Source organism: Salininema proteolyticum (assembly GCF_042685645.1).
GTDB lineage: Bacteria > Actinomycetota > Actinomycetes > Mycobacteriales > Micromonosporaceae > Salininema > Salininema proteolyticum.
Genome location: NZ_JBHUNX010000001.1, coordinates 1,863,510 through 1,884,976, shown reverse-complemented (window position 1 = coordinate 1,884,976; position 21,467 = coordinate 1,863,510). Strand labels below are relative to the sequence as shown.

Here is a 21,467-nt window from a genome sequence, read left to right as displayed (position 1 = left end):
AGGGTTACGGTATGCGCCGTCCTTGGAATGAGTTGGCCCCCGTCGAACTGTCGCACCCGGTCGCGTGCCTGCGACCGGTCGTCGAGGAACACCGCGAGGCGTTGCGCGAGCTGGCGCGCGATGAGTCGATCTGGGCGAACTTCACCTCGCGGCCGTCGACCGACGAGGATTTCGCGGCGTTCTTCGACACCATGCTGTCCGACCAGGCCGCCGGCAAGCGGTTCACCTTCACCGTCATGGACGCCCGCAGCGGCGCGGTGGCCGGCAGCAGCGCCTACGCCGCCCTCGACGAGAAACACGACCGCCTGGAGATCGGCGCCTCGTGGCTAGCCCCGGCCTTCCAGGGCACGGGCGTCAACCAGGCGGCGAAATACCTGCTGCTGCGCCACGCCTTCGAGGTCCTGCGATGCCGGCGCGTGGAGTTCAAGACCGACGTGCTCAACGTGCCGGCCCGCCGGGCGCTGGAGTCGATCGGCGCGACCGAGGAAGGCGTGGCCCGGTCGTTCAACTACATGCCCTCGGGGCGACGTCGCGACGCGGTCTACTACTCGGTCCTGGACTCAGAATGGGACCAGGTCGCCGAGACGATCCTGGCGCACCCGCGCCTGAAGGACTAGATCGCTTCGAAGACATTGTGGCGGGCGGCCGGCAGCCGATGCCGAAGGCCGCCCGCCGCACGAGGTCGACACAGCCGGAAGCCGGTGCGACGGCGCACCCAACCCGACGGTGACGACGCCGTCGGGCATCGCCCCGGCCGCTGACACGCAGTCACACCCGCCGGCCACACGATTCACAACCGGTGGCGGACAACCCTGTCCGCCCCCGGCTCCTCACCTCCGGGGCCGTCACTGTTGGACGTCGACACCCACAGCTCGCCCCCGACGACCGCCACGGCACGCAACCGCCCGAAGCGCCCCTCCCACATCGCTGACACACCCTCGACCCGCTCGCCGTCCACATCGACCACCCACAACCGCTGCCCGCGCAACGCCGCCATATAAAGAGTCCCATCGCTAAAGGCCAGGCCCGACGGTGACGCCTCCGACGTCGACCACGACCGCACCGGGTCGACCGTCCCCTCGACCTCACAGGCCCCCTCACACGCCGGCCACCCGTAATCACCGCCCGCCACGATCAGATTGAGCTCGTCCCACGTGTTCTCCCCCAACTCGGACGACCAGAGCCGCCCCTCCCCGTCCCAGGCCAGGCCCTGCGGATTGCGATGCCCCAGCGAATAGACCTCATTGCCGAACGGATTGCCCTCGACCGGCTCGCCCTCACGGTCGACACGCAGGATCTTGCCGTTGAGCGACCCCGGATCCCGCGCGAGACCCGGGTCCTGGGCATCACCGGTACCCGCATAGAGATACCCGTCAGGACCGAACGCGATCCGGCCCCCATTGTGAAACCGGCTCTTCGCGATCCCGTCGACGACCACACGATAACCCGACAGGCTCTCCCCGTCGAAGTCCATCACCGCGATCCGATTGCCCTCAGAAGCGGTGTGCATGAAATACACGTCAGTGACGGCCGACCCGTCCCAGTCGGGCGCGAGAGCGACACCCATCAACCCGCCCTCACCACCGGTCGCCTCCACCTCGGGAACCCTCCCCAGAACGGTCCGGTCCCCGCCGTCCACCTCGACCCGGGTCACCGTGAACGCCTCCCGCTCGGTCACCAACACGAAACCCGGATCCCCACCCGGTTCGGGAGCGATCCCCCACGGAATCGACCACCCCTCGGAAGCAGAAGCGCCCCCGCCACCGCCGCAAGCGGCCGCGACGAACACCAGAACGAGGAACACGGCAATGCGGACGGGTTTCATGGAGCCCTCCCGAAACAAGTCGACACCCTCACCGTAGAAGACACCACCACACCGCGCAAGCGAGCCCACCTCACAAGCCGCGCCACCCCAGGTCCGACAACACCAGACCCAGACACTCCACACAACGGCCGCGCTCGCCGGTCAACCCGCGAAAGGCACCCGCGCCACCACCGAGTACTCGGCACCCTCACCGGACAGCCGCGACCGGTACAACACCGCCTCCTCGGCACGCCACGCCGAACCCGCGAACTCGCCCAACCGCTCCACCTCACGCGACAGATCCACACGCCCCCGGACACGGGCAACCGTGACATGCGGAAAGAAACGCCGCCGCTCCACCTCCAACCCCACACGGCGCAACGACCGGCGCAACGCACGAACCAGACGGCCCAACCGCTCCACATCCCCCGCCAGGCCCGCATACACCACACCACCGCGCGCCGACCCCAACCGCCCGCCACCGGCCAGCACCAAATCCAAACCGGACACACCCGCACACACCGACTCCAACGACGCCACGACCTCCCCGCGCGAACCCACCGGAACCCAACCGAGGAACACCAACGTCACATGCCACTGCCCGGGATCGACCAACCGCACCGCATCCCCCACACGCGTCAGACCCGACCGCGACCGCGCCGCCGCCAAACCATCCTTCACCACCGGCGGCAAATCAAGCGCGACGAACAACCGCTCACCGGCCTCCACCGGCCCCCTCACCGGCCCAGATCGCGGCGAAACCACCGCAACGGCCCCTCCGGACCCTCATCGTCCACACCGCCGGGACGAAACCCCGCACGCAACGCCACACCCGCCGAAGCCTCATTGTCCGGATGCGACCGGATCACCGCACCCGACGCACCATGCGCACCGGCCCAGTCGCAGGCCAACAACACCGCCGCAGTGGCGATACCGCGCCCCCGCCACGGCGGGTACACGCAATAGGCGATATTGGCCTCGCCCTCGCCCAGAAACGGAAGCCCGAACTGGACGTCGACCGACCCCACCAGCGTCTCCTCCGCGCCGTGGCGGATACCGAAATTACGCACCTCGGCCTCCTCGGCCCACCGGCGCTCGCAGTCGGCCAGGTAGGCGCGCAGGCCCTCGCGTGTGGCGGGGGCCTGCGAGAGCCACCGGACGATCTGGTCGTCCTCGCCGGCCAGGTGCGCTTCGAGGTCGGCGGTGGTCAACGGTGTGAGGCTGATGGTCATCGCTACTCCCGGCCCTTGGCGGCCCCGTACTGTTCGTCGAGGTAGGCTTCGTGCTTTTTCGCGTCGCGGATGCCCGAGAGGGTCGCGGTGACGACCATCGCCGCGATGAGGAGGACGCCGATGGTGAACGACGCGATCATGACTGGTAGTGACACGCTGTCCATGATACGCCCGCCGGCGCGGACGCGGGTCTCTCCATTCGGAGGGGCCGGTGTAGCGCCGGGCGTAGGGCCGGTGATGAGATCCTGGAGGCCGTAGGAGCGAGAGGAGACGACCATGGAATGGCCCCGAGGAGTCGCCGCGCCGGCGCGGCGGGCGTTGGAGGCGGCGGGAATCACCGACCTCGAACAGGCCTGCCGCTACGGCCGCGCCCGGCTGGCCCGACTGCACGGCATGGGGCCGCGAGCGCTGCGGGCGTTGGAGGAGGCCGCGCACGAGCGCGGACTTTCGTTGCGGCCGTTATGGGATTGTGACCACCGCGCTCACAGGGACGGTCACCGGCGCGGCTACAGTGTAGGGATCGATCCCCGGTTCCAAGGAGTGGCAGTGTCCGAACAAACCCCGGAAAAGCGCCGGCACCCCGTCCGTATCGTCGTCGTCTCCCTCATGGTCGTGGCCGTGCTCGCCCTCGGCGGCATCGGCGCGGCCGGCTGGTACTTCTCCGGTGAGGTCATAGACGTCGACCACTCTCCGGCCGAGTACTCCCTCACCGTGACGGGAGTGGAGGACGGCCGGGTGACGCTCCCGGCCGACGAGGACACGCTGCGCCCCGGCACGTGGGGCCTGGAGTGGGATGGCGGGCGTGCCGTCATGGGTCCGGTGCGGGCGATCGAGGGCACCACCGTCACCCGCGAGGTCCTCGCCGTCCTCGAGGGCGACCTGGCCGAGGGCCTGGCGGTGTCGGTGGACCGCTACACCTACGGCGATGACCCCGAACAGGCTTTCGGGATCGACTACGAGGACGTGACCGTCTCGGGGCCTTTGGGCGACTATCCCGGCTGGTACGTCCCCGGTGAGGGCGACACGTGGGTGATCGCCGTCCACGGGCGCAACGCCTCGCCGCGCGAGACGTTGCGGGCGCTGCCGGCGATCGTCGAGGCCGGGTTCCCCTACCTGGCCGTCACCTACCGCAACGACGAGGGCGCCCCGGCCGCGCCCGACGGCAACCACCACCTGGGGGCCTCCGAATGGGAGGACGTCGCCGCGGCGGTGGACTACGCGCGCGGCGAGGGCGCCGAGGACGTCGTCCTCTACGGGTGGTCGATGGGCGGGTCCCTCGTCGCCGAGGCCTACCGCAACATGGACTCCTCGCCGGTGCGGGCGATGATCGTCGACTCCCCGGTCATGGACTGGGACTCCACCCTCGACATGCAGGCCGACGACCGGGACGTGCCCGGCGTGGTCACCTGGAGCGCCAAGAGGATCGTCGAGTGGCGCTCGAACCTCTCCATAGACGGGCTCGACCAGCGTTCCTGGGCCGGAGAGTTGGACGTGCCGATGCTCGGTTTCGTCGACACCGCCGACGAGACGGTCGACCACACCGCGACGCTGGAGTTCTTCGACGCCGCACCGCCGGACCTGGTGGAGGTCGTCGAGACCTCCGCGGGCCACACCGCGTCGTGGAACGCCGACAGCGAGGCCTATGAGCGGGCGGTCGTGGAGTTCCTGGGGCGTCTGCGCGCCTAGAGTCCGGACACGACGAGGGCGACGGCGCTGAACTGCGCGGCCCACGCCGCGACGGTGAAGGCGTGGAAGACCTCGTGGAACCCGAACACGTCGGGGACGGGGTCGGGGCTCTTGCGGGCGTAGACGACCGCGCCGAGGGTGTAGAGGACGCCTCCGGCCAGCAGGAGCGCCACCGGTAGCGTCCCGGCCGAGTCGACCAGTGCGGGCAGGACCGGCAGGATGGTCCACCCCAGGGCGATGTAGAGCCCCGTGTACAGCGCGCGGGGAGCGCCGGGCCAGAACACGCGGAACACGACGCCCGCCCCGGCCCCGGCCCACACCACGGCGAGGATGACCGTCCGCGTCGTCCCCGACAGGGCGAGCGCGGCCACCGGCGTGTAGGTTCCGGCGATGGCGAGGTAGATGTTGGCGTGGTCGAGCCGTTTCAACCGCAGCGCGGCGGCGGGCGAGACGTGTGAGCGGTGGTAGAGCGCCGAGACGCCGAACAGGCAGGCCGAGGTGGCGGTGAACACCGCGGTGGCCAGGCGGGCCTCGACGGTGGGCGCCAAGGCGGTGAGGGCCAGCCCGGCGGCGAGGGCGAGCGGGAGGGCGACCAGGTGGAGGACGCCGCGGTAACGCGGTCTCATGTCTCAACGATAGGCGCCGATCGCCGCGGTGTCGGTGGTCGCGCGCCTAGAGCCGACCGGTGGGTAACCCTACCGTCGGCGGTGGAGTTCGCACGGAAGGACACAGACGATGGACGCGATAGAACAGATCGGCCGACTGTGGGAGTTCGACCCGGACGGGCGGATGGTCCCCACCGACCGCGAGCGCCTCGAGCACGCGACGGCCCGAGGCCTTGAACGGTGGGACGCTCTCGACTGGGGGTCGCGGCGCACCGTCGCGGTGGGGGCGATGATCCTCGGCGACCACGACCGGGCCCGGCGGCTGCTGCGGGGTTTGGCCGACCAAGCTGACGGCGACGCGCGCCGGGTCGCGGTGTTGGTGAACCTCGCCGACGCCCACCGCCTCGACGGCGACGTCGCGGGCGCCGAAGCGCCCATGCGGGAGGCGCTGGCCCTCGCCGAAGGCCTCTCGCGCCGGCTGTGGGCGTTCGCCGCGCAGCACTGGGGGAAGTTCCTCATCGACGCCGGAAGGCCCGAGGAGGCGGTCAAAGTGCTGGAAGAGGTGCTGCGGGTGCGCCGCGGTGAAGGTGAGGCCGACCTGGTCGCGTCGACCGAGCTGGCATTGGCGGTGGCTCGGAAGCGATGAATTGCCGCCGCGGTGGTCGTCTCCATGGATAGAGTCGATCGCGAGGAGGATACCGATGACGACAGTGGACAAGGTCAGCACGTGCCTGTGGTTCAACGACCAGGCCGAGGAGGCGGTGGAGTTCTACCAGTCCCTCCTGCCGGGCCTGGTGGAGATCACGGAGACCAGCCGGTACGGGTCGTGGGCTCCCGACCACGAGGGCAAGGTCCTCGAGTTGTGGTTCACCATCGCCGGGCGGTCGTTCGTCGCGCTCAACGGCGGCGAGGACGTCGAATACGACCATGCGATGAGCCTGATGGTGGACTGCGACGGCCAAGACGAGGTCGACCGGGTGTGGGAGGCGATGCTGGAGCGCGGCGGCAAGGAGATCCAATGCGGTTGGATCGCCGACCCGTGGGGCGTGAACTGGCAGATCATCCCCAACGGCATGGAGGACTACATCACCGGGCCCGACCCCGAGGGCGCCAAGCGCGCCGTCGAGGCGATGTTCGGAATGAAGAAACTGGTGCTGGCCGACCTGGAACGGGCCTACAAAGGCCAGTGACGTGAAAAAAAAAGGGGGGCCGCGGCCCCCGGTGACGACGAAAGAAGGGGTCCGTGGCGTACACCGCCGCGGACCCTATATTTCATTGCCCGTTCAGGGCGTGAACGTGATGGCGAGCCTCTCGGCGACGTCGGCGGCGGTGTTGGCGATGCCGTTGGTGCCGTCCCGGTCGCCGGCGAAGTACAGGCCCACCGCCCGGCCGTCGCCGGTCACCACGACCGACCCCGAGTCCCCGCCCTGCCCGAACGGCCGCCCATCAGTGCCGGTCAGGGAAATCTGCCCCTCCAGCTGACGGACGCCGAACCCGGGACCATAGTCGACGCGCACACTCGCCTCGAGACCGTCGACCATCCCAGTCGTGGTGTCAGTGGTGCGTCCGCTCTTGCGCACCTCCATCCCCAACTCGGGCACGGCGACACCGCAGAGCACACCGATCCCCCGCACATGCCGGGTGATCTCGCGACCGGTCAAACTGACCACGGCCGCGTCCACACGCTCGTCCAACCGAGAACGCACCAGCGCACCGACCTCGTCATCGGGACAGGACCCCCCGTCCAAACGGGACGGCTGCACCATCCTGTCGCCCTCGCCCCCTGCATCGTCGGCGACGGCGACATGCCAATTGGTCAACCCGACGAGGTCACCACAGGCCGAGTCGACCACGACCGCACCGAGCGTCCCCGCGACCGGCCCGCCCCCGACATCCCGGCACGGACCCACCGACACCCCGCCGACCAGCGCATTCCACCGCACCGTGTCAGGGCCCTTCAACTCCAGACGCCGCTCGACCACATCAGTGGCCACACCGTCCAGATCGCCCGGCACGAACTCCCCCGCCGGAATCGGATCACCCTTCGCCTCCACCCACACGCGCACGCACACCTCGTCAGTGCGCAACCGGCCCGCCCGCCACCGGTAACCCACATCGACGGCACCCACCCCGGAAAAACCGAGCAGACGGTCCTTCTGCGCCTCCTTGACCCGCAAGGCCTGTTCGAAACCCATGACCTCTCCCTCCCCAGATCGCTATGACGGTCATCTCTCCAGGGTGGCAGGGAAGCCCTTGCCGGGCAAGGGCTTCGAACGAGGCACAAACGAACGCCCGCACCAGAGCGGGCACACCACGCTAGGCGCTCTGACCGCTCACCTCGAGCTTCCACACCCGCAGGTCGTCACCATAGCGATTGCGGGCCACCTGCGCGGCGTCAGCCTGATGCGGCAGAGCCCGCACCTCCATACCGCAGTCGCAGTCGGGCCTCTCACAACCGAACCGGTCGGACTCCGACAGCTCACCCCGCTTGCGGACACGCTCGCTCACGACGTTCAAGAACACCTGCCACTCCTGCAGACCGCCCTCCAAGCCCGAAGAGGAGTCCAGATACAGCTCCGGCAGTCCCTTCTCCGTCATACCGAGAGAATAGACACGGGCGTCATCGTGGTCCACACTCACGAACGTGACACCGTACTCGGCGATACGCGAATCGATCTCGGCGGCCATGTCCTCGGGGGTCCGGCCATCGCAGATCTGGCACATGGGCTGCTCCATTCTAAAAAGGGTCGAGGAATCAAGACCCCACGATTGTCCGGCCCCCCGTTCAACACCCGGCGGAAATCCGGGCGCGCCCCGGCGAGTCGACACCCCCACCCCTCCCCGCCACCTGTCACACCCGTCCGGTATCAATGATGACGACACGCCCACACCGACCATTGAGGAGCCACCATGCCCCTATCCGACGACGACATCGCACACCTCGAACAAACACTCGCCAAAGGACGCCGCCCCAGCATCGTCTTCACCGACCAAGCCGGCCAGATCGCCGGCCAAAAAGGCAAAGTCACCCACATACGACCCGACCACGACGGCGACTACCTCACCGTCCGCTTCGGATCCGACACCCTCACCTTCACCCCCGACGAACTACGCCTCCCCGCCAAAGGCGAACTCGCCAAAAAACCCAAACCCGCCGGCCCCACCGGCGCCCCACTACTAGAGAACACCGGAGACGACCAACCCATGCACAAAAAACCCACCACACCCACCCCCACACCGACCCCGCAACCCACACCCGTCCCCACCCAGACCACCCGCAAAACCACCAAAAAACGCCCCAAGACCAAACCCAAGGCCGACCTCACCCTCACCCTCGCCCACACCGACGGCCAATGGGCCCTCACCGTCACCAAAGGCACCAAAACCCTCGTCAAAGACCGACCCATCGACCACCGCCACGCCATCGACACCGCCCGCGCCACCGCCGACCCCGACACCGAAAAAGCCGTCGACGACATCCTCACCGACCTCCGCGACGACGTCGAAGCCCGCGCCCAAGCACTACGCGACCAACTCAACCGCCTCGAAACCGAAGCCAAAAACCTCGAAAACCTCTAAGAACGCTCCCGCCACTGAGTGAACGCGAGGACGGCCTCCCGCGTCGTCGACACACCCAACTTCGACCGCGCCGCCGCAATCCGCCGATTGGCCGTCCTCAAAGCAACGAACTCCGCCTTCGCCGCCGCCGCAATCGTCGACCCCGACGCCAAATGCTCCAACAAAGCCCGCTCCTCCTCACTGAGCAACGACTCCTCCACCACACCCGACTCCGGCTCCAAACGCCGCAAATCCGCCTCCAAAGCCTGAGCGAAATCCCCCCGCGCCCACGCGATCACCCCACAACCACGCGACGCCGCCATCACCGCCTGCGCCAAAGCATGATCATCCGCCACCGCACCCGTGCACACAATCCGCTTATCCTCCAAACCCCACTGACGCCACGGCAAAGCAAAACCCTCCCGCACACGCCAACCGGCCCGACGCGCCGACCGCACCGACCCCGCCGCCTCATCCGGCGACGAACACACCTCCAACGGCACCCGCCGATCCGACGACTCCATCAAACCCCCCGACCACGAGAACGACGAAACTTCACCGCCGCCTCCGTCCTCGTCTTCGCACCCAACTTACGCATCGCACTACGAATATGCGTCTCCACCGTCTCCTGAGTAATCCCCAACGTCTCCGCAATCCGACGCGTCGGATGACCACCCGAAATGAACGTCAAAATCTCCTGCTCCCGACTCGTCAACTCCAACCCCCGAGCCGACCGCTTATCACGACGCACCCCCAAACGCCGCAGAGCACGCTTCACCTTCCCGTCCAACACCGCCAAACCCGCATCCGACGCCAACTTCTCCGCCTCCAACAACACACCCGTCGCCTCCTGCGGACCCATATGATGACTCGCCGCCAACAGAGACCGAATCTTCTCCCGCAGACTCACACCCTCCCAATCCTCAGCAGCCGACCGAAAAGCCGACCCCGACGGAGAATGCCACGCCGACAACGTCCGACCGATCGGATCCGGCCACGACCGCGCCACCGCCGCCGACGTCGACTCACCGGTCTCGAACGCCACCCACTGCCGCGTAATCTGCAACAGACCGTCCGCCAAATCACCACCCAACCCCGACGACGCCGAACGACCCTTCCCGTCCAACCACGCATACTCCGCCTCAATCCACGCCACCAGCGGATGCGTATGCGCAATACCATCCAAATGCGACGCCGCCGCACCCAGATCACCCGAATCGGCCGACGCCAAAGCCACCGTCGCGGCCAACAGAGTCGCGATATCACTCGGCAACGGACCCCCGCGCGCCCGCCGCACCGAATCGATCAAACGCTCAAGATCGGTCGACGTCAACGCGTTGGTCAACGCCGCCATCGCCAGAAACCGCGCCTTCCACGTCACATGACCCGTCCGGCCCGCCTGCTCCGCGCTCGCCAGGGCCTGGCGTTTGGCGTCGACCAGGCGCGCCCGTGACAGTGACCGGTTCACCGCTTTCCACCGGCACCAGTAGGCGACGGTGTGGGCGCCGTCCAGTTCGGCTGAGGCGGCCGCTTCCCACAGGCCGTGGCCGCGGGCGGCCGCCAGGGCGGCGTGCAGTGCCGCGTCGCAGGGTTCTTCGCCCCACCGGGCCTCGACTTCGTCGGCGAGGGAGCCGGGGTCGGAGACGGTCAGGAGGCGTAGCGCCCAGGTTTCGGGGTGGTCGTCGTCGAGGCTGTCGACCATCGCGCGTGCGGCCATGGGGTTGGCCAAGGTGAGGTGTGCGTACACTTTCGTGCGCACCGCTTCGGGCGAGTGGTCTTCTTCCAGCAGTGTCAGTGCCAGTTCGGCCTGGTGGTCGCGTACGGCCGCCTTGGCGGCGGCCAGGGCGTGGGTTCCGTCGACCGCTGCGGCGAGTGTCAGGGCGGCGGTCGCTTCGCGGGTGTCGGCTTCGGCGGCGGCGAGGGCTGTTTCGAGTGCTTTCTCGGTCATGCCCGCCGCGTAGGCGTGGCGGGCCGATTCCAGGCCGGTCGTGGACTCGGCCAGTCGTGCGTGCAGGTCTCGCCGGGGTCCTTCTTCCAGGGCGCCTGCCGCGATGCGTGCCGTCCAGGGGCTGGCGGGGGAGGCGAACTCGCCTTCGAGTACGGCCAGGCCCGAACCGCGTAGTGCCTCTACGACCGGTGTGCCCAGCAGGCTCACGTGTGCGGGGCGTCCGAGCAGGCCCAGTGTGGCCAGGCCGGTGCGGACTTTCGCGTCCATGCCGGCCAGGGCGGAGGCGATGGAGAACGCGGCGCCCCGTTCGGCGGTCTCTCCGACTCCTGAGCGCGCCAGTGTCACCAGTGCCAGGGGGTTGTCTCCGGCCGCCTGGCGTACTTGTGTGCGTTCGCCGGCGCTCAGTGTCGGGGCGGCTTCGGACACCAGTCGTTCGGCCTCGTCGCCGTTCAATGGCGGGAGGGCGTGGACGGTGGCGTCTTCGCCGAACTCGACGCCGAGGTCGACGCCTGAGGTCAGTGCGGCCACGACCGGTACGTGTTCGGCGATCAGCGGTAGGGCCGCCACGCTGAAGGGGTCGGCCCATTGCAGGTCGTCGACGACCAGTACTCGCCCGCGTAGGCGCGACACCGCCGCGGCGGCGAGCATTGCCACCGAGTCGGCGGGCAGGCCGGCGCGGCAGGCGCGGATCAGGACCACGCCGGCCGAATGTCTCAGGGCCGCCAGTCCGCCGGTGGTCACGGCGCGGTCCCCCACCGACCGTGCCACTTTCCGCAGCAGGAACGTCCGACCCGACCCCGGGGGGGCCGCTGACCACCGCCAAGCCCGGACGCCTCGCCGACTCGGCGAGCGCCTCCACCAAGGCTCCTCGATCGGGGTGTTCCAGCACCGGGCCTCCTCGAAAATCTTGTGGCACGAATCAGGGATGCGACCGCTGTCCGCGGCACATAACGTTGGGGACACCATCATTCTATTGCGTCGCAGAAAACCGGAAAGGACGGGTTGGTGACAGGCTCATTGGCGCTCAAGCTCAAGGAGGCGGCCGGCACGGTCATCCCCTCGCTGACCCCCGCATCCGCTACTGTCGCAGAGGAAGTCGCCACTCGGCTGTCTCAGCCGTTGACCGTCGCCGTGGCCGGGAGGCTCTCGGCGGGCAAGTCCACTCTCGTGAACGCTCTGATCGGTCAGCGTGTCGCCCCCACCGCGGCCGGGGAGTGCACCCGGGTGGTCACGCGGTTCCGTTACGGGCCGGCCGACCGTATCGAGATCGTCGACAAGTCCGGTGCGCGCCATCCGGTCCCGTTCGACGCCGACCATATGATCCCCGCTTCGCTGCCTTTGCCGGCCGATGAGATCGACCATATCGACGTGCAGTTGGCCTCGGGTATCCTGCAGAACCTCAATGTCGTGGACACTCCCGGGCTGCAGTCGCTCAACCAGGACATTTCCCGCAAGACCACCGACGCGCTGATCGACGCGCCGTTCTCCGAGGCCACCGATGAGGATTCCCGGTCGGCCGTCGCTTCGGCCGAGGCGATCATCTATGTCTTCACGCAGGCGGTGAAGGCCGATGACATCGAGACGCTCGAGGCGTTCTCGTCGGCGTCGCGGTCGGTGCAGGGCACGCCTCTCAATTCTCTGGCGCTTTTCAACAAGATCGACAAGCTCTCCCCTGAGCCCGGGTCGGATCCCTGGCCGGTGGCGACGCCTTTGGCCGCCGAGCAGTTGGCTCTGTTGCGCCGTGTGGTGTGCGACATCGTCCCCATCGTCGGATTGTTGGCCGAAACGGCCGAGGCGGGGCTGTTCACCGCCGCCGACGGGGAGGCGTTGCGCGCTCTGGCCGGTATGGACGACACCCAGTTGACTCTTCTGACGGCCAGTACGGAGTTGTTTCAGAACCGGCCGGCGCCCGTCGACGGGTCCGTTCGCTCCCGGCTGTTGGAGCGACTCGACCTCTACGGCATCCATTTCGCGATCGCCCAGCTCAAGCACAATCCCCGCATGTCCACCGGCGAGCTGGTGCGGCTGCTCACCGCCGCTTCGGGGTTGCCGCGGCTGCGTTCGACCCTCCAGCAGGTCTTCGCCGCCCGCGCCGACGTCATCAAGGCCGGTTGGGGTCTGGCGCGGTTGCGCACGCAGGCCGCCCGTGCCGGGGAGAGCGACCGCGACATTCTCAACAACCTCATCGAGGACATCGTCGCCGACCCGGCCTATCACCGTCTCAAGGTCCTCCAGGCGGCCGGGTCGATCACCTCTGGGCACATTCGCCTCGACCCGGCCATGGAGGCCGAGGCCGCCCGCCTGGCGCTGTCGTCCGATCCCGAGAAGATCCTGGCCATGCCCGGTGCCCCCACCGAGAAGCTCGCCGCCGCCGCGATCGCCGCCGCTGGACGGTGGCGGGCGTTCGCCAACGGCGCGGCCACTCCGCCTCAGGCGCGCGTCGCCAACGAAATGGTCCGCGGTTTCAGCCTTCTGGCCCGCGGCCTGCGCGACACGGCCGGAAAGGCGTGAGACCCATGGCATTCCGCACCACCGGAGCGTTCCTCGGGGCCGGACTCGGCCTGGCCGCCACCCTCACCGCCACCGCGGTGACCGCCGGCGAGGGCATCGACTGGGCCGTCGCGGCCACCGGTGCGGCGGTCACGGCGTTGACCGTCACCGGTTGTCTCAGCCTCCCCGAGCGCGCCGCGGTCGCCACCACACCCGCTAGCGCGCCCCCCGTCGGTCCGCCGCCGGCACCGGCGGCGGACGAAACGCTCAAACTGCGCCCCGACACCGCCGGCGACCGCGACACCGTCGTCTCCTCCCTCCTGTGGATCCGCGAACGCGCCCAGAACCCCTCCACCCTCCAGCACATCGACCGCACCCTCGCCGGAGTCGGCGTCACCGCCCTCGACCCCACCGGACAGCGATTCGACCCCGGCCGCCACGAGGCCGGCTCCGTCGTCCCCGCCCGCCACGAGAACGACGACGGCCTCATCGTCGCCCTCGAATCCCCCGGATTCACCGACCGAGGGCGCCTGCTGCGCCACCCCGTCGTCACCGTCGCCAGAAAGTGAACCCATGACCGACACCGCCGACAAGGCCACGGACAAACCCAAGACCGGCAAGAACACCGAAGCGATCGCCGGGCTCAAGGCCCTGTGCTCCAAAGCCGCCGGCGCCGCCACCGCCTCCCTGCGGTCGGTCGACGCCCAGGCCGCCGCCGAGGTCTCCGCCGTCGCCTCCTGGCAGCCCGAACGGCCCGTCACCGTCGTCGTCGGCGAAACCAAACGCGGCAAGTCCTCCCTGGTCAACGCGCTCCTGGGCACCCCCGGTCTCTCCCCTGTCGACGTGCGGGTCGCCACCAACGCCTACCTCGAGTTTGCCCACGCCGAGAAGTCCTCCGTCCGCGCCTGGATACCCGGCCAGAACGACCCCGTCGTCCTCAGCGTCGGCGACCTCCGCAACTGGGCCACCAACCTCGGCACCTACCCGCCCGACTACGACCTCCCCCGCCGCATGCTCGTCGGCCACGACGCCGCCCTGCTCAAATACGTCTCCCTCGTCGACACCCCCGGCACCGGCGGACTCGAACCCGACCACGCCCAGATCGCCCTCGAAGCCGTCGGCCGCGCCACCTGCCTGCTCATGGTCACCGACGCCTCCAGCCCCATGACGAAGAACGAACTGGACTTCCTCGCCAAGGCCTCCACCCGCGTCAACTTCGTCATCTTCGTCCTCACCAAGACCGACACCTACCCCGGCTGGAAGGAGATCCTCGCCGAGAACCGCGCCCTCATCGAGGCCCACGCCCCCCGCTTCCGCCACGCCCCCCACTTCCCCGTCTCCTCCATGCTCGCCGAGAAGGCCCTCGCCTCCAGCGGCGAGATCCGCACCGCACTGGCCAAGGAATCGGGCATCGGACGCCTCCAGAGGGCCCTCGCCAAAATGGGCCAGGCCGGCGGTGCCCTCCTGTCGGCCAACGTCGTCCGCGCCGCCCGCACCGAGTTCGCCCGCCTCACCACCAAGGCCACCGAGGACATGAAGGCCTACGACCCCGACCCCGCCAAGGCCAAAGAACTCAAAGCCGAGAAGAAACGCGTCCTCGAAACCCGCCAGACCGAGAACCGCCAGGCCAACCTCGCCCTCCAAGTCGAGACCAACCGCGCCAAAGTCGAAATGACCGCCCAAGCGCGCGAACACCTCACCGCCCTCCAAGAACAACTCATGAAAGAACTCGAGAAGGCCGACAAAGCCGCCCTCGAAGCCCTCCCCCAACGCATGGACGTCGCCCTCCAGGCCCTCGCCTCACGCCTCTCGGCCGAACTCCACCACCGCTTCATGCTCCTCGCCGACCGCGTCCTGCGCCAAGTCTTCACCGACGACGAAATGCACCAGGCCACCAGCCAAATCCAAACCGGACTCCGCGCCGCCGCCCTCGGCCGCGCCACCAAGGACTCCAACCCCGACGGCGCCCTCATGGTCGCCTCCGTCGGCGGCATGGCCATGATGGCCGGACGCGGCGCCATCGCCGGACTCTCCTCCGGCGCCGCCGCCGTCGGACTCGGCGTCGGAGCCGGCGTCATGTCCGTCGCCCTCTCCGCCACCGGCATCGGACTCGGCCTCGCCGCCGGAGCCTTCCTCCTCTCCCGCCGCAAAATCGCCGGCAACCGCCAAGCCGCCAAAACCTGGGTCCGGGAAGTCCTCACCGACGCCCGCGCCTCCCTCAACGAAGAGATCCAACTGCGCTTCACCGAAGTCCAGTACATCTTCTCCTCCACCCTCGACGACGCCATGCGCCGCCGCGGCAAAGAATACGACTCCCGCATCGAAGCCGCCGAATCCGCCGTCGCCGCCGACAAAGCCGCCCGCCGCAAAAAACAAGAATCCCTCAAACAACGCCGCGACTCCATGGCCCAGAAAGTCAAACAACTAGACGAAGTCCTCGCCAAAACCAGAGGACTCCTACCGAAGGAGAGCTCGCATGGATGAATTCGAACCCGACGAATTCGACACCGACCACGACGACCTCGACTTCGACGACGACACCTTCAACCTCGACCTCAACACCCACCACACCACCGACGACACCGACCCCCACGACACCCTCCCCACCCACCACGACGACACCGACAACACCACACCCGACCTCGACCACATCGACCTCGACACCACCGACACCCTCTTCCCCGACGACCTCACCACCGACCACGACGACGACACCCACACCAACTTCCTCCACGACGACACCACCACCGCCTACGAAGACAACCCCTACTACACCGAACCCCTCCCCCACACCGAAACCCAACCCTGGCCCGAACACAACGACTTCCCCACCCCACCCACCCACGACGGCTCACCCTGGATCGACCTCGACACCCTCGGCCACACCGAAACCCAACCCTGGCAACCCACCACCGACGGCAACGCCCTACCCGAAGCCATCCAAGCCCTCGACCGACTACCCTAGAACCACCCACACCCACCTGATAACCTGAACAACAAAACACCCTCCACTCACCCCCACCAGTCGCCGTCGCCCCAGGCCGACCACACAGACAAGGCTGGTCACCACCGTGAGAAGAACACCAGAGCACTACCGCATCCTCGGCCTCACCCCCAACGCCGACGCCGACGACATCAAAAACGCCTGGAGAAAAACCGCCCAGAACACCCACCCCGACCGCGGCGGCGACCCCGACACCTTCCACCGAGCCGCCAAAGCACACCGCATCCTCTCCGACCCCCACTCCCGCGCCGAATACGACGCCGCCCACCTCCCACCCCGCAAAAGACGCACCTACCGCCCCCGCCACCGCGACACCAACACCTACAACCTCACCCCCTCCACCACCACCGACATCGCCACCATCCCCTGGCACCACCACACCACCCACCCACACCCCCACCCCACACCCAACCCCCTCCTCTGGACCACCACCCTCGCCCTCACCGCCACCACCTTCCTCACCTCCATCGCCGCCCTCCTCACCATCGCCGCACCCACCGGACTCCTCACCGCCGCCGCCACACTCCCCCTCGCCCTAGCCGCCAGCACCCTCACCATCACCACCACCCTCTCCTCCGCCACCCGACACAACCCCCACCGACCACCCCGAACCCGACCACACCACCTCCTCATCCCCCTCACCACCACCACAACCATCCTCACCCTCACCGACCACACCCACCCCGCCACCTGGACCCTCGCCACCGCCACCGCAACAGCCACCCTCCTCCCCCACACAGCCCGCCGCACCCACTACGCCTCCACCATGTGGAAACAAACCAAAGACGCCGCCCGCAACTACAACACCTTCGCCCCACCCGGACCCCGCCCCACCCTCCCCACACACACCGAACAACTCTTCAAAGAAATCCTCACCCACCTCCCCGCCACCAAACTCTTCCTCAACCTCCCCGCCGCCGACCACACCACCCCCTACGCCCTCCTCACCGGCACCCACCTAGCCCTCATCACCACCACCGACCACACCACCCCACACCACACCGCACACACCATCACCACCGCCGCCACAACACTCCAAGCCGCCTACCCCACCCTCACCATCACCACCCACCTCCTCCACCACCAAAACCCCGCCCCCACCACACCACCCACACTCCACACCCACCACCTCCACAACAACCCCGCCACCAAACTCGGCAACCTCCTCACCCCCCACCAACACCACCTCGACACCCGCATCCTCTACCTCCTCCGCCACCGACTCACCACCACCCACACCAATGCCGCACAACCCATATAAAACCGCCACCCACCTCCTCCACCAACGCCTCCTCACCACCGCACAAACCGAACACCTACCCCACGACCCCACCCAAACCAACCCCATAGCCCTCGCCCACACCATCACCCACAACAACCACCACGCCCACCGCCTCACCACCGAAATCCGCCGCGCCCTCCACGCCACCACCCTCGCCCTCACCAACCCCCGACCACACCCCACCACCGACATCTGGACCCACGCCCACAACAACCACCCCGACCCCACCACCTGGTTCGAACAAACCATCCTCCTCGGACACCCCCAACACCCCCTCGCCCGACTCCGCGGCACCTGGACCACCCAAGAAATCCACACCTACGCCCCCGAACACCACACCCGCACCACCCTCCCCCTCCACCAAACCCCCCACATGAAACACCACCCCGACTGGCCCCTCACCACCCCCGACGGACAACCACTCCTCCCCCTCCACCCCTGGCAAGCCCACCGCTACCAACTCACCCCCACCACCACCATCCCCAACACCGCACCACTCATGAACCTCCGCACCCTCACCACCGGAACCCACCACTACAAAACCAGCATCGACCTCCAACTCACCTCCGCCCTCCGCCACATCACCCACACCGCCCTCACCATCACCAACCACCAACACCAACTCCAAAAAACCCTCCACCAACACGACATCCACCTCCAAACCGAAACCTGGGCCACCGCCACCACCCCCCAAGGCACCCCACACCCCCACCTCACCGCCATAGCCCGACCCACACCACCACCCCGCACCCTCCCCCTCGCCGCCGCCGCCGAACCCTGCCCCCACACCGGACAACCCCTCGCCCACAAAATCCACCCCGACCCCCACCAATACCTCGACCACCTCATCGACACCTGGCTCCTCCCCACCCTCACCCTCCACGACAACACCGGCATCGCCCTCGAAGCCCACGGCCAAAACAGCCTCATCACCCACGACCACCAAGGCCTCCCCAACCAACTCATCTACCGCGACCTCGGCGGCATCCGCCTCCCACCACACTGGAACGCCCCCACCCGCCTCACCGCCCACAACCCCACCGAAACCACCAAAGTCCTCCACGCCGCCCTCACCACCACCCTCACTCAACTCATCCCCGCCCTCGCCCAACACCCCAACCCCACCACCTGGTGGCAACACCTCGCCCACCGCCTCCACACCCACGGCGGACCCTCCGCCACCCAACTCGCCACCCAACCCTGGCCCACCAAAAAACTCCTCACCATGCGCCTCTCCGACCACCCCACCCACAACCAATGGGTTGACCGCCCCAACCCCCTCACCCCACAATGAACCCAATGCCACAACCCACCACCCACCTCCACCACGCACTCCAGCGAGAAAACCTCGCCGGACCACACCCCCCACCCCCCACAACACACACCACCGCCCCACAACACGCCGAACGAACCCTCGGACCACACCCCCAACTCACCGCCGAACTCCACAGCGCCGAAACCGGATACGCACTCGCCCAAACCCGCTACCAACGCAGAGAATCGCTCTGGCGCGCGCTCGCCGGCCGCGCCGGCACAGAATCCATAGTGGACTTGGTGTGCGCCGCGACCGCCGACCCGAACGAACGGGCCCGCCGCCTCGAACTGATCCCCTACGGCGGCCACCCCCTCCACCCCAGCGCCCGCACCCGCCTGGGCTGGACCGAAGAGGACATGCGCGCCTACGACGCCGACGCGCCCCGCGCCGTCGGACTCATCGTCGCCCGCGACCGCGACCGGCTCCTGAAACGGTGGGACCCCGAACGCCTCCTGGAGGACGACCAGGCGGTGTTCCACCCCTGGCAGTGGGAACAGGGCGCCCGCGACCACTTCACCGACACCGGCCAGCGCCTCCGCGCCCGCCCCACCGCCTCGGTCCGCACCCTCTACGTCCCCGACCTCGGGCAGTACGTCAAATGCTCCCTGGGCATCACCATCACCTCCACCCGCAGGACCGTGTCGGCCCGCACCGCCCGACTCACCCCGCTCATCGCCGAGCGCATCGAGGCCCTGGCCCTGCCCGGCCACCGCGTCCTGCGCGAACGCGCCTCGGTATGGCATCCGGAGCACGGCGAGCACACGGCCATCGTGCGCGCCGGACTGCCCGCTACCCATGAGAGGATCCTCCCGGCCCACGTGCTCCCCGCCCCCTCGCCCCTGACCGGACGCCCCGTGGCCGACGACCTGGTCGCCGCGCACGGCGACGCGGAGGACTGGTGGCGCCGCTACGTCGCGGCCGTCGTCCCTCCCGTCCTCCACCTGGCCGTCCACCACGGCATCGCCCTGGAGGCGCACGGACAGAACTCGCTGGTCGCCTTCGACGGGGCCGCACCGGCATCGCTGTGGAGCAGGGACTTCGGCGGGATCCGCCTGCACCGCCCCGACCTGCCGCCGTCGATGCTGCCGGACGGGCCGAGCGTCTGGGACGCCGACCTCGCTGGGCTCTACGGGCACATCTCGGCGAGCCTGGTGCACAACCACCTCGCGCCCCTGGCCTCCGCCCTGGCCGAACACTGGTCGATCGACTGGTGGGGCGAGGTCGGGGCGCTCATCGACACACTCGACCTGCCCGCCTCCGCGCGCGACTTCCTCTTCGGGCCGGTCCTGCCGGGAAAGGCGCTCCTGACCGCCAAGCTCAAGGGCGTCGGAAGCGTCTATATGGACTTCCCCAATCCGATGAGGAGAGCCTGAGTGCACCGCGAACTGATCGAGTTCGCCGCCGGTGTGCCCGGGCCGGCCAGCGCGTGGATCTGGCGGCCGGCCGCGCTGCGCGAGCGCGCCGCGGCCCTGCGGCGCGTCCTGCCGTCCTGGACGATCCTCTACGCGCAGAAGGCGAACAAGGCACTGAGCGACGCGGCCGTGGACGTCGTCGACGGCATCGAGTGCGCCTCGCGCGAAGAAGTGGTCCGCGCCCTGGCCGTCGGCGCGCGCCGCGTCGCGGTGGCGGGGCCGGTGAAGAGCCCCGGATTCCTGCGGTGGCTCCAGGGCCTCGACCATCCCGGGATACGCCTGCACGCCGAAGGCTGGGAAGAGCTCCGCGCCCTGGCGGACACGGGATGGACCGGTCCCCTGGCCCTGCGCGTCAACGCCGGGGAAGCGCTCTCCGCGACGGCCACCCACCACATGCAGGGCGCCGTTCCCTTCGGCTTCTCCCTCGAAGAGGCCGGCCGAGCGCTGCGGTGGGCGCTCGGCAACGGCCTGGAGGTCGACGGCTTCGCCCACCACGCCATGTCCAACTGCCTGGACGCCGCGGAGTACGCCGAGCACGTCGACCGCGCCCTGAGAGTGAGCGCCGACCTGGCGGGCGACGTCGTGGACCTCGGTTACGTCAACGTCGGCGGGGGCCTCGGCGCCGACCCGCGCGGCGAGACGATCGACCTGGAACGGCTCGGAGCGCTCCTGCCCGCTCCCCCGGCCGGGGTCGAGCTCGCCTGCGAGCCGGGGAGGTTCCTCGCGGCGCCGGCCGGCTACTACCTGACCGAGGTCGTCGACCTGAAACGCAACGGCGGAGTCGACTTCGCCGTCGTCCGGGGCGGGACGCACCACTTCCGGCTCCCGGCGGCCTGGGGCTACGGCCATCCGTTCACCGTGGTTCCCGTCGAGCGGTGGGACCGGCCCTGGGCGCGGCGCGAAGTGAGCGGAACGGTGCGGGTGTGCGGTGAGCTGTGCACTCCCCGCGACGTCCTGCACCCCGGGCGGGCGGTGGAATCCCTTCGTGTGGGCGACCGCCTGCTGATGGGGGACGCCGGCGCCTACGGCCTGGACATCTCCCACACCGGTTTCCTGTCCAACAGGCCTCCGGAGACCTACACCGTATCTTGGTGAACCGCTCGTCCGGTGCCGTCGCAGGGCCGGTCAGGC

At 68.7% G+C, this 21,467-nt stretch carries 22 protein-coding genes; 14 read left to right on the top strand and 8 right to left on the bottom strand.

Annotated features, from left to right (window positions below; all coding sequences use genetic code 11):
- Positions 1-11 precede the first annotated feature (11 nt).
- Positions 12-617: a GNAT family N-acetyltransferase gene (locus ACFTE1_RS08795; RefSeq protein WP_380618050.1), complete on the top strand. Its 606-nt coding sequence runs from the start codon at positions 12-14 to the stop codon at positions 615-617.
- Positions 618-790: 173 nt separating this feature from the next.
- Here ACFTE1_RS08795 and ACFTE1_RS08790 read toward each other — a convergent pair whose 3' ends face one another.
- The 4 genes from ACFTE1_RS08790 to ACFTE1_RS08775 form a co-directional block, all read right to left on the bottom strand.
- Complete coding sequence (locus ACFTE1_RS08790; protein WP_380618049.1) at positions 791-1,825, bottom strand: PQQ-dependent sugar dehydrogenase; 1,035 nt, start codon at positions 1,823-1,825, stop codon at positions 791-793.
- A gap of 141 nt (positions 1,826-1,966) precedes the next feature.
- Positions 1,967-2,533 carry an RNA 2',3'-cyclic phosphodiesterase gene (gene thpR / locus ACFTE1_RS08785; RefSeq protein ID WP_380618048.1) on the bottom strand — a complete coding sequence of 189 codons (567 nt, stop codon included), beginning with the start codon at positions 2,531-2,533 and terminating at the stop codon, positions 1,967-1,969.
- Positions 2,534-2,541: 8 nt separating this feature from the next.
- A complete protein-coding gene (locus ACFTE1_RS08780) occupies positions 2,542-3,036 on the bottom strand; it encodes a GNAT family N-acetyltransferase (protein WP_380618047.1) in 495 nt (164 codons plus the stop codon).
- A 2-nt stretch (positions 3,037-3,038) separates the two neighbouring features.
- Positions 3,039-3,191 (bottom strand): hypothetical protein, encoded by a 153-nt coding sequence (locus ACFTE1_RS08775; RefSeq protein ID WP_380618046.1) that lies wholly within the window; start codon positions 3,189-3,191, stop codon positions 3,039-3,041.
- A gap of 121 nt (positions 3,192-3,312) precedes the next feature.
- On the opposite strand from ACFTE1_RS08775, the gene ACFTE1_RS08770 reads away from it, so the two are divergent.
- Positions 3,313-4,722 (top strand): prolyl oligopeptidase family serine peptidase, encoded by a 1,410-nt coding sequence (locus ACFTE1_RS08770; RefSeq protein WP_380618045.1) that lies wholly within the window; start codon positions 3,313-3,315, stop codon positions 4,720-4,722.
- Here ACFTE1_RS08770 and trhA read toward each other — a convergent pair.
- Complete coding sequence (gene trhA / locus ACFTE1_RS08765) at positions 4,719-5,348, bottom strand: PAQR family membrane homeostasis protein TrhA (RefSeq protein WP_380618044.1); 630 nt, start codon at positions 5,346-5,348, stop codon at positions 4,719-4,721. The two genes, ACFTE1_RS08770 and trhA, sit on opposite strands and share 4 nt — an antisense overlap.
- Before the next feature lie 109 nt (positions 5,349-5,457).
- Here trhA and ACFTE1_RS08760 point away from each other — a divergent pair, with 109 nt between their 5' ends.
- A complete protein-coding gene (locus tag ACFTE1_RS08760; RefSeq protein WP_380618043.1) occupies positions 5,458-5,973 on the top strand; it encodes a tetratricopeptide repeat protein in 516 nt (171 codons plus the stop codon).
- Positions 5,974-6,028: 55 nt separating this feature from the next.
- A complete protein-coding gene (locus tag ACFTE1_RS08755; RefSeq protein WP_380618042.1) occupies positions 6,029-6,517 on the top strand; it encodes a VOC family protein in 489 nt (162 codons plus the stop codon).
- A gap of 93 nt (positions 6,518-6,610) precedes the next feature.
- On the opposite strand, the gene ACFTE1_RS08750 is transcribed toward ACFTE1_RS08755, so the two are convergent.
- Entirely contained in the window at positions 6,611-7,522 is a 912-nt protein-coding gene (locus ACFTE1_RS08750) for a hypothetical protein (protein WP_380618041.1), read from the bottom strand.
- A gap of 121 nt (positions 7,523-7,643) precedes the next feature.
- Complete coding sequence (locus tag ACFTE1_RS08745) at positions 7,644-8,063, bottom strand: hypothetical protein (RefSeq protein ID WP_380618040.1); 420 nt, start codon at positions 8,061-8,063, stop codon at positions 7,644-7,646.
- A 174-nt stretch (positions 8,064-8,237) separates the two neighbouring features.
- Between ACFTE1_RS08745 and ACFTE1_RS08740 the strand changes: the two genes are divergently transcribed.
- Positions 8,238-8,906 carry a hypothetical protein gene (locus ACFTE1_RS08740; RefSeq protein WP_380618039.1) on the top strand — a complete coding sequence of 223 codons (669 nt, stop codon included), beginning with the start codon at positions 8,238-8,240 and terminating at the stop codon, positions 8,904-8,906.
- 18 nt (positions 8,907-8,924) lie between these two features.
- On the top strand, positions 8,925-9,155 hold the full coding sequence (locus ACFTE1_RS08735; protein WP_380618038.1) for a hypothetical protein: 231 nt from the start codon (positions 8,925-8,927) through the stop codon (positions 9,153-9,155).
- A 253-nt stretch (positions 9,156-9,408) separates the two neighbouring features.
- On the opposite strand, the gene ACFTE1_RS08730 is transcribed toward ACFTE1_RS08735, so the two are convergent.
- Positions 9,409-11,574 (bottom strand): helix-turn-helix transcriptional regulator, encoded by a 2,166-nt coding sequence (locus ACFTE1_RS08730; RefSeq protein WP_380618037.1) that lies wholly within the window; start codon positions 11,572-11,574, stop codon positions 9,409-9,411.
- 264 nt (positions 11,575-11,838) lie between these two features.
- Between ACFTE1_RS08730 and ACFTE1_RS08725 the strand changes: the two genes are divergently transcribed.
- From ACFTE1_RS08725 to ACFTE1_RS08690, 8 genes are all read left to right on the top strand, one after another.
- On the top strand, positions 11,839-13,344 hold the full coding sequence (locus ACFTE1_RS08725; protein ID WP_380618036.1) for a dynamin family protein: 1,506 nt from the start codon (positions 11,839-11,841) through the stop codon (positions 13,342-13,344).
- Between the two features lie 5 nt (positions 13,345-13,349).
- On the top strand, positions 13,350-13,892 hold the full coding sequence (locus ACFTE1_RS08720; RefSeq protein ID WP_380618035.1) for a nucleotide exchange factor GrpE: 543 nt from the start codon (positions 13,350-13,352) through the stop codon (positions 13,890-13,892).
- 4 nt (positions 13,893-13,896) lie between these two features.
- Positions 13,897-15,807: a dynamin family protein gene (locus tag ACFTE1_RS08715; protein WP_380618034.1), complete on the top strand. Its 1,911-nt coding sequence runs from the start codon at positions 13,897-13,899 to the stop codon at positions 15,805-15,807.
- Positions 15,800-16,288, top strand: a complete 489-nt coding sequence (locus ACFTE1_RS08710) for a hypothetical protein (protein ID WP_380618033.1) — start codon at positions 15,800-15,802, stop codon at positions 16,286-16,288. Before ACFTE1_RS08715 ends, ACFTE1_RS08710 begins: the two co-directional genes overlap by 8 nt.
- Before the next feature lie 106 nt (positions 16,289-16,394).
- Complete coding sequence (locus ACFTE1_RS08705; RefSeq protein WP_380618032.1) at positions 16,395-17,588, top strand: J domain-containing protein; 1,194 nt, start codon at positions 16,395-16,397, stop codon at positions 17,586-17,588.
- Complete coding sequence (locus tag ACFTE1_RS08700; RefSeq protein WP_380618031.1) at positions 17,569-18,903, top strand: IucA/IucC family C-terminal-domain containing protein; 1,335 nt, start codon at positions 17,569-17,571, stop codon at positions 18,901-18,903. Before ACFTE1_RS08705 ends, ACFTE1_RS08700 begins: the two co-directional genes overlap by 20 nt.
- A 260-nt stretch (positions 18,904-19,163) precedes the next feature.
- A complete protein-coding gene (locus tag ACFTE1_RS08695; protein ID WP_380618030.1) occupies positions 19,164-20,297 on the top strand; it encodes an IucA/IucC family C-terminal-domain containing protein in 1,134 nt (377 codons plus the stop codon).
- On the top strand, positions 20,298-21,431 hold the full coding sequence (locus ACFTE1_RS08690) for a type III PLP-dependent enzyme (protein ID WP_380618029.1): 1,134 nt from the start codon (positions 20,298-20,300) through the stop codon (positions 21,429-21,431).
- Positions 21,432-21,467: the final 36 nt, after the last annotated feature.

What these genes read in the sequence shown, in the direction of transcription:
- ACFTE1_RS08715 (WP_380618034.1), top strand. Translation starts at nt 13,897, where the DNA reads ATGACCGACACCGCCGACAAGGCCACGGACAAACCCAAGACCGGCAAG.
- ACFTE1_RS08700 (WP_380618031.1), top strand. Translation starts at nt 17,569, where the DNA reads ATGCCGCACAACCCATATAAAACCGCCACCCACCTCCTCCACCAACGC.
- ACFTE1_RS08720 (WP_380618035.1), top strand. Translation starts at nt 13,350, where the DNA reads ATGGCATTCCGCACCACCGGAGCGTTCCTCGGGGCCGGACTCGGCCTG.
- ACFTE1_RS08780 (WP_380618047.1), bottom strand. Translation starts at nt 3,036, where the DNA reads ATGACCATCAGCCTCACACCGTTGACCACCGCCGACCTCGAAGCGCAC.
- ACFTE1_RS08710 (WP_380618033.1), top strand. Translation starts at nt 15,800, where the DNA reads ATGGATGAATTCGAACCCGACGAATTCGACACCGACCACGACGACCTC.
- ACFTE1_RS08770 (WP_380618045.1), top strand. Translation starts at nt 3,313, where the DNA reads ATGGAATGGCCCCGAGGAGTCGCCGCGCCGGCGCGGCGGGCGTTGGAG.
- ACFTE1_RS08755 (WP_380618042.1), top strand. Translation starts at nt 6,029, where the DNA reads ATGACGACAGTGGACAAGGTCAGCACGTGCCTGTGGTTCAACGACCAG.
- ACFTE1_RS08745 (WP_380618040.1), bottom strand. Translation starts at nt 8,063, where the DNA reads ATGGAGCAGCCCATGTGCCAGATCTGCGATGGCCGGACCCCCGAGGAC.
- ACFTE1_RS08795 (WP_380618050.1), top strand. Translation starts at nt 12, where the DNA reads ATGCGCCGTCCTTGGAATGAGTTGGCCCCCGTCGAACTGTCGCACCCG.
- ACFTE1_RS08740 (WP_380618039.1), top strand. Translation starts at nt 8,238, where the DNA reads ATGCCCCTATCCGACGACGACATCGCACACCTCGAACAAACACTCGCC.
- ACFTE1_RS08750 (WP_380618041.1), bottom strand. Translation starts at nt 7,522, where the DNA reads ATGGGTTTCGAACAGGCCTTGCGGGTCAAGGAGGCGCAGAAGGACCGT.
- trhA (WP_380618044.1), bottom strand. Translation starts at nt 5,348, where the DNA reads ATGAGACCGCGTTACCGCGGCGTCCTCCACCTGGTCGCCCTCCCGCTC.
- ACFTE1_RS08790 (WP_380618049.1), bottom strand. Translation starts at nt 1,825, where the DNA reads ATGAAACCCGTCCGCATTGCCGTGTTCCTCGTTCTGGTGTTCGTCGCG.
- ACFTE1_RS08760 (WP_380618043.1), top strand. Translation starts at nt 5,458, where the DNA reads ATGGACGCGATAGAACAGATCGGCCGACTGTGGGAGTTCGACCCGGAC.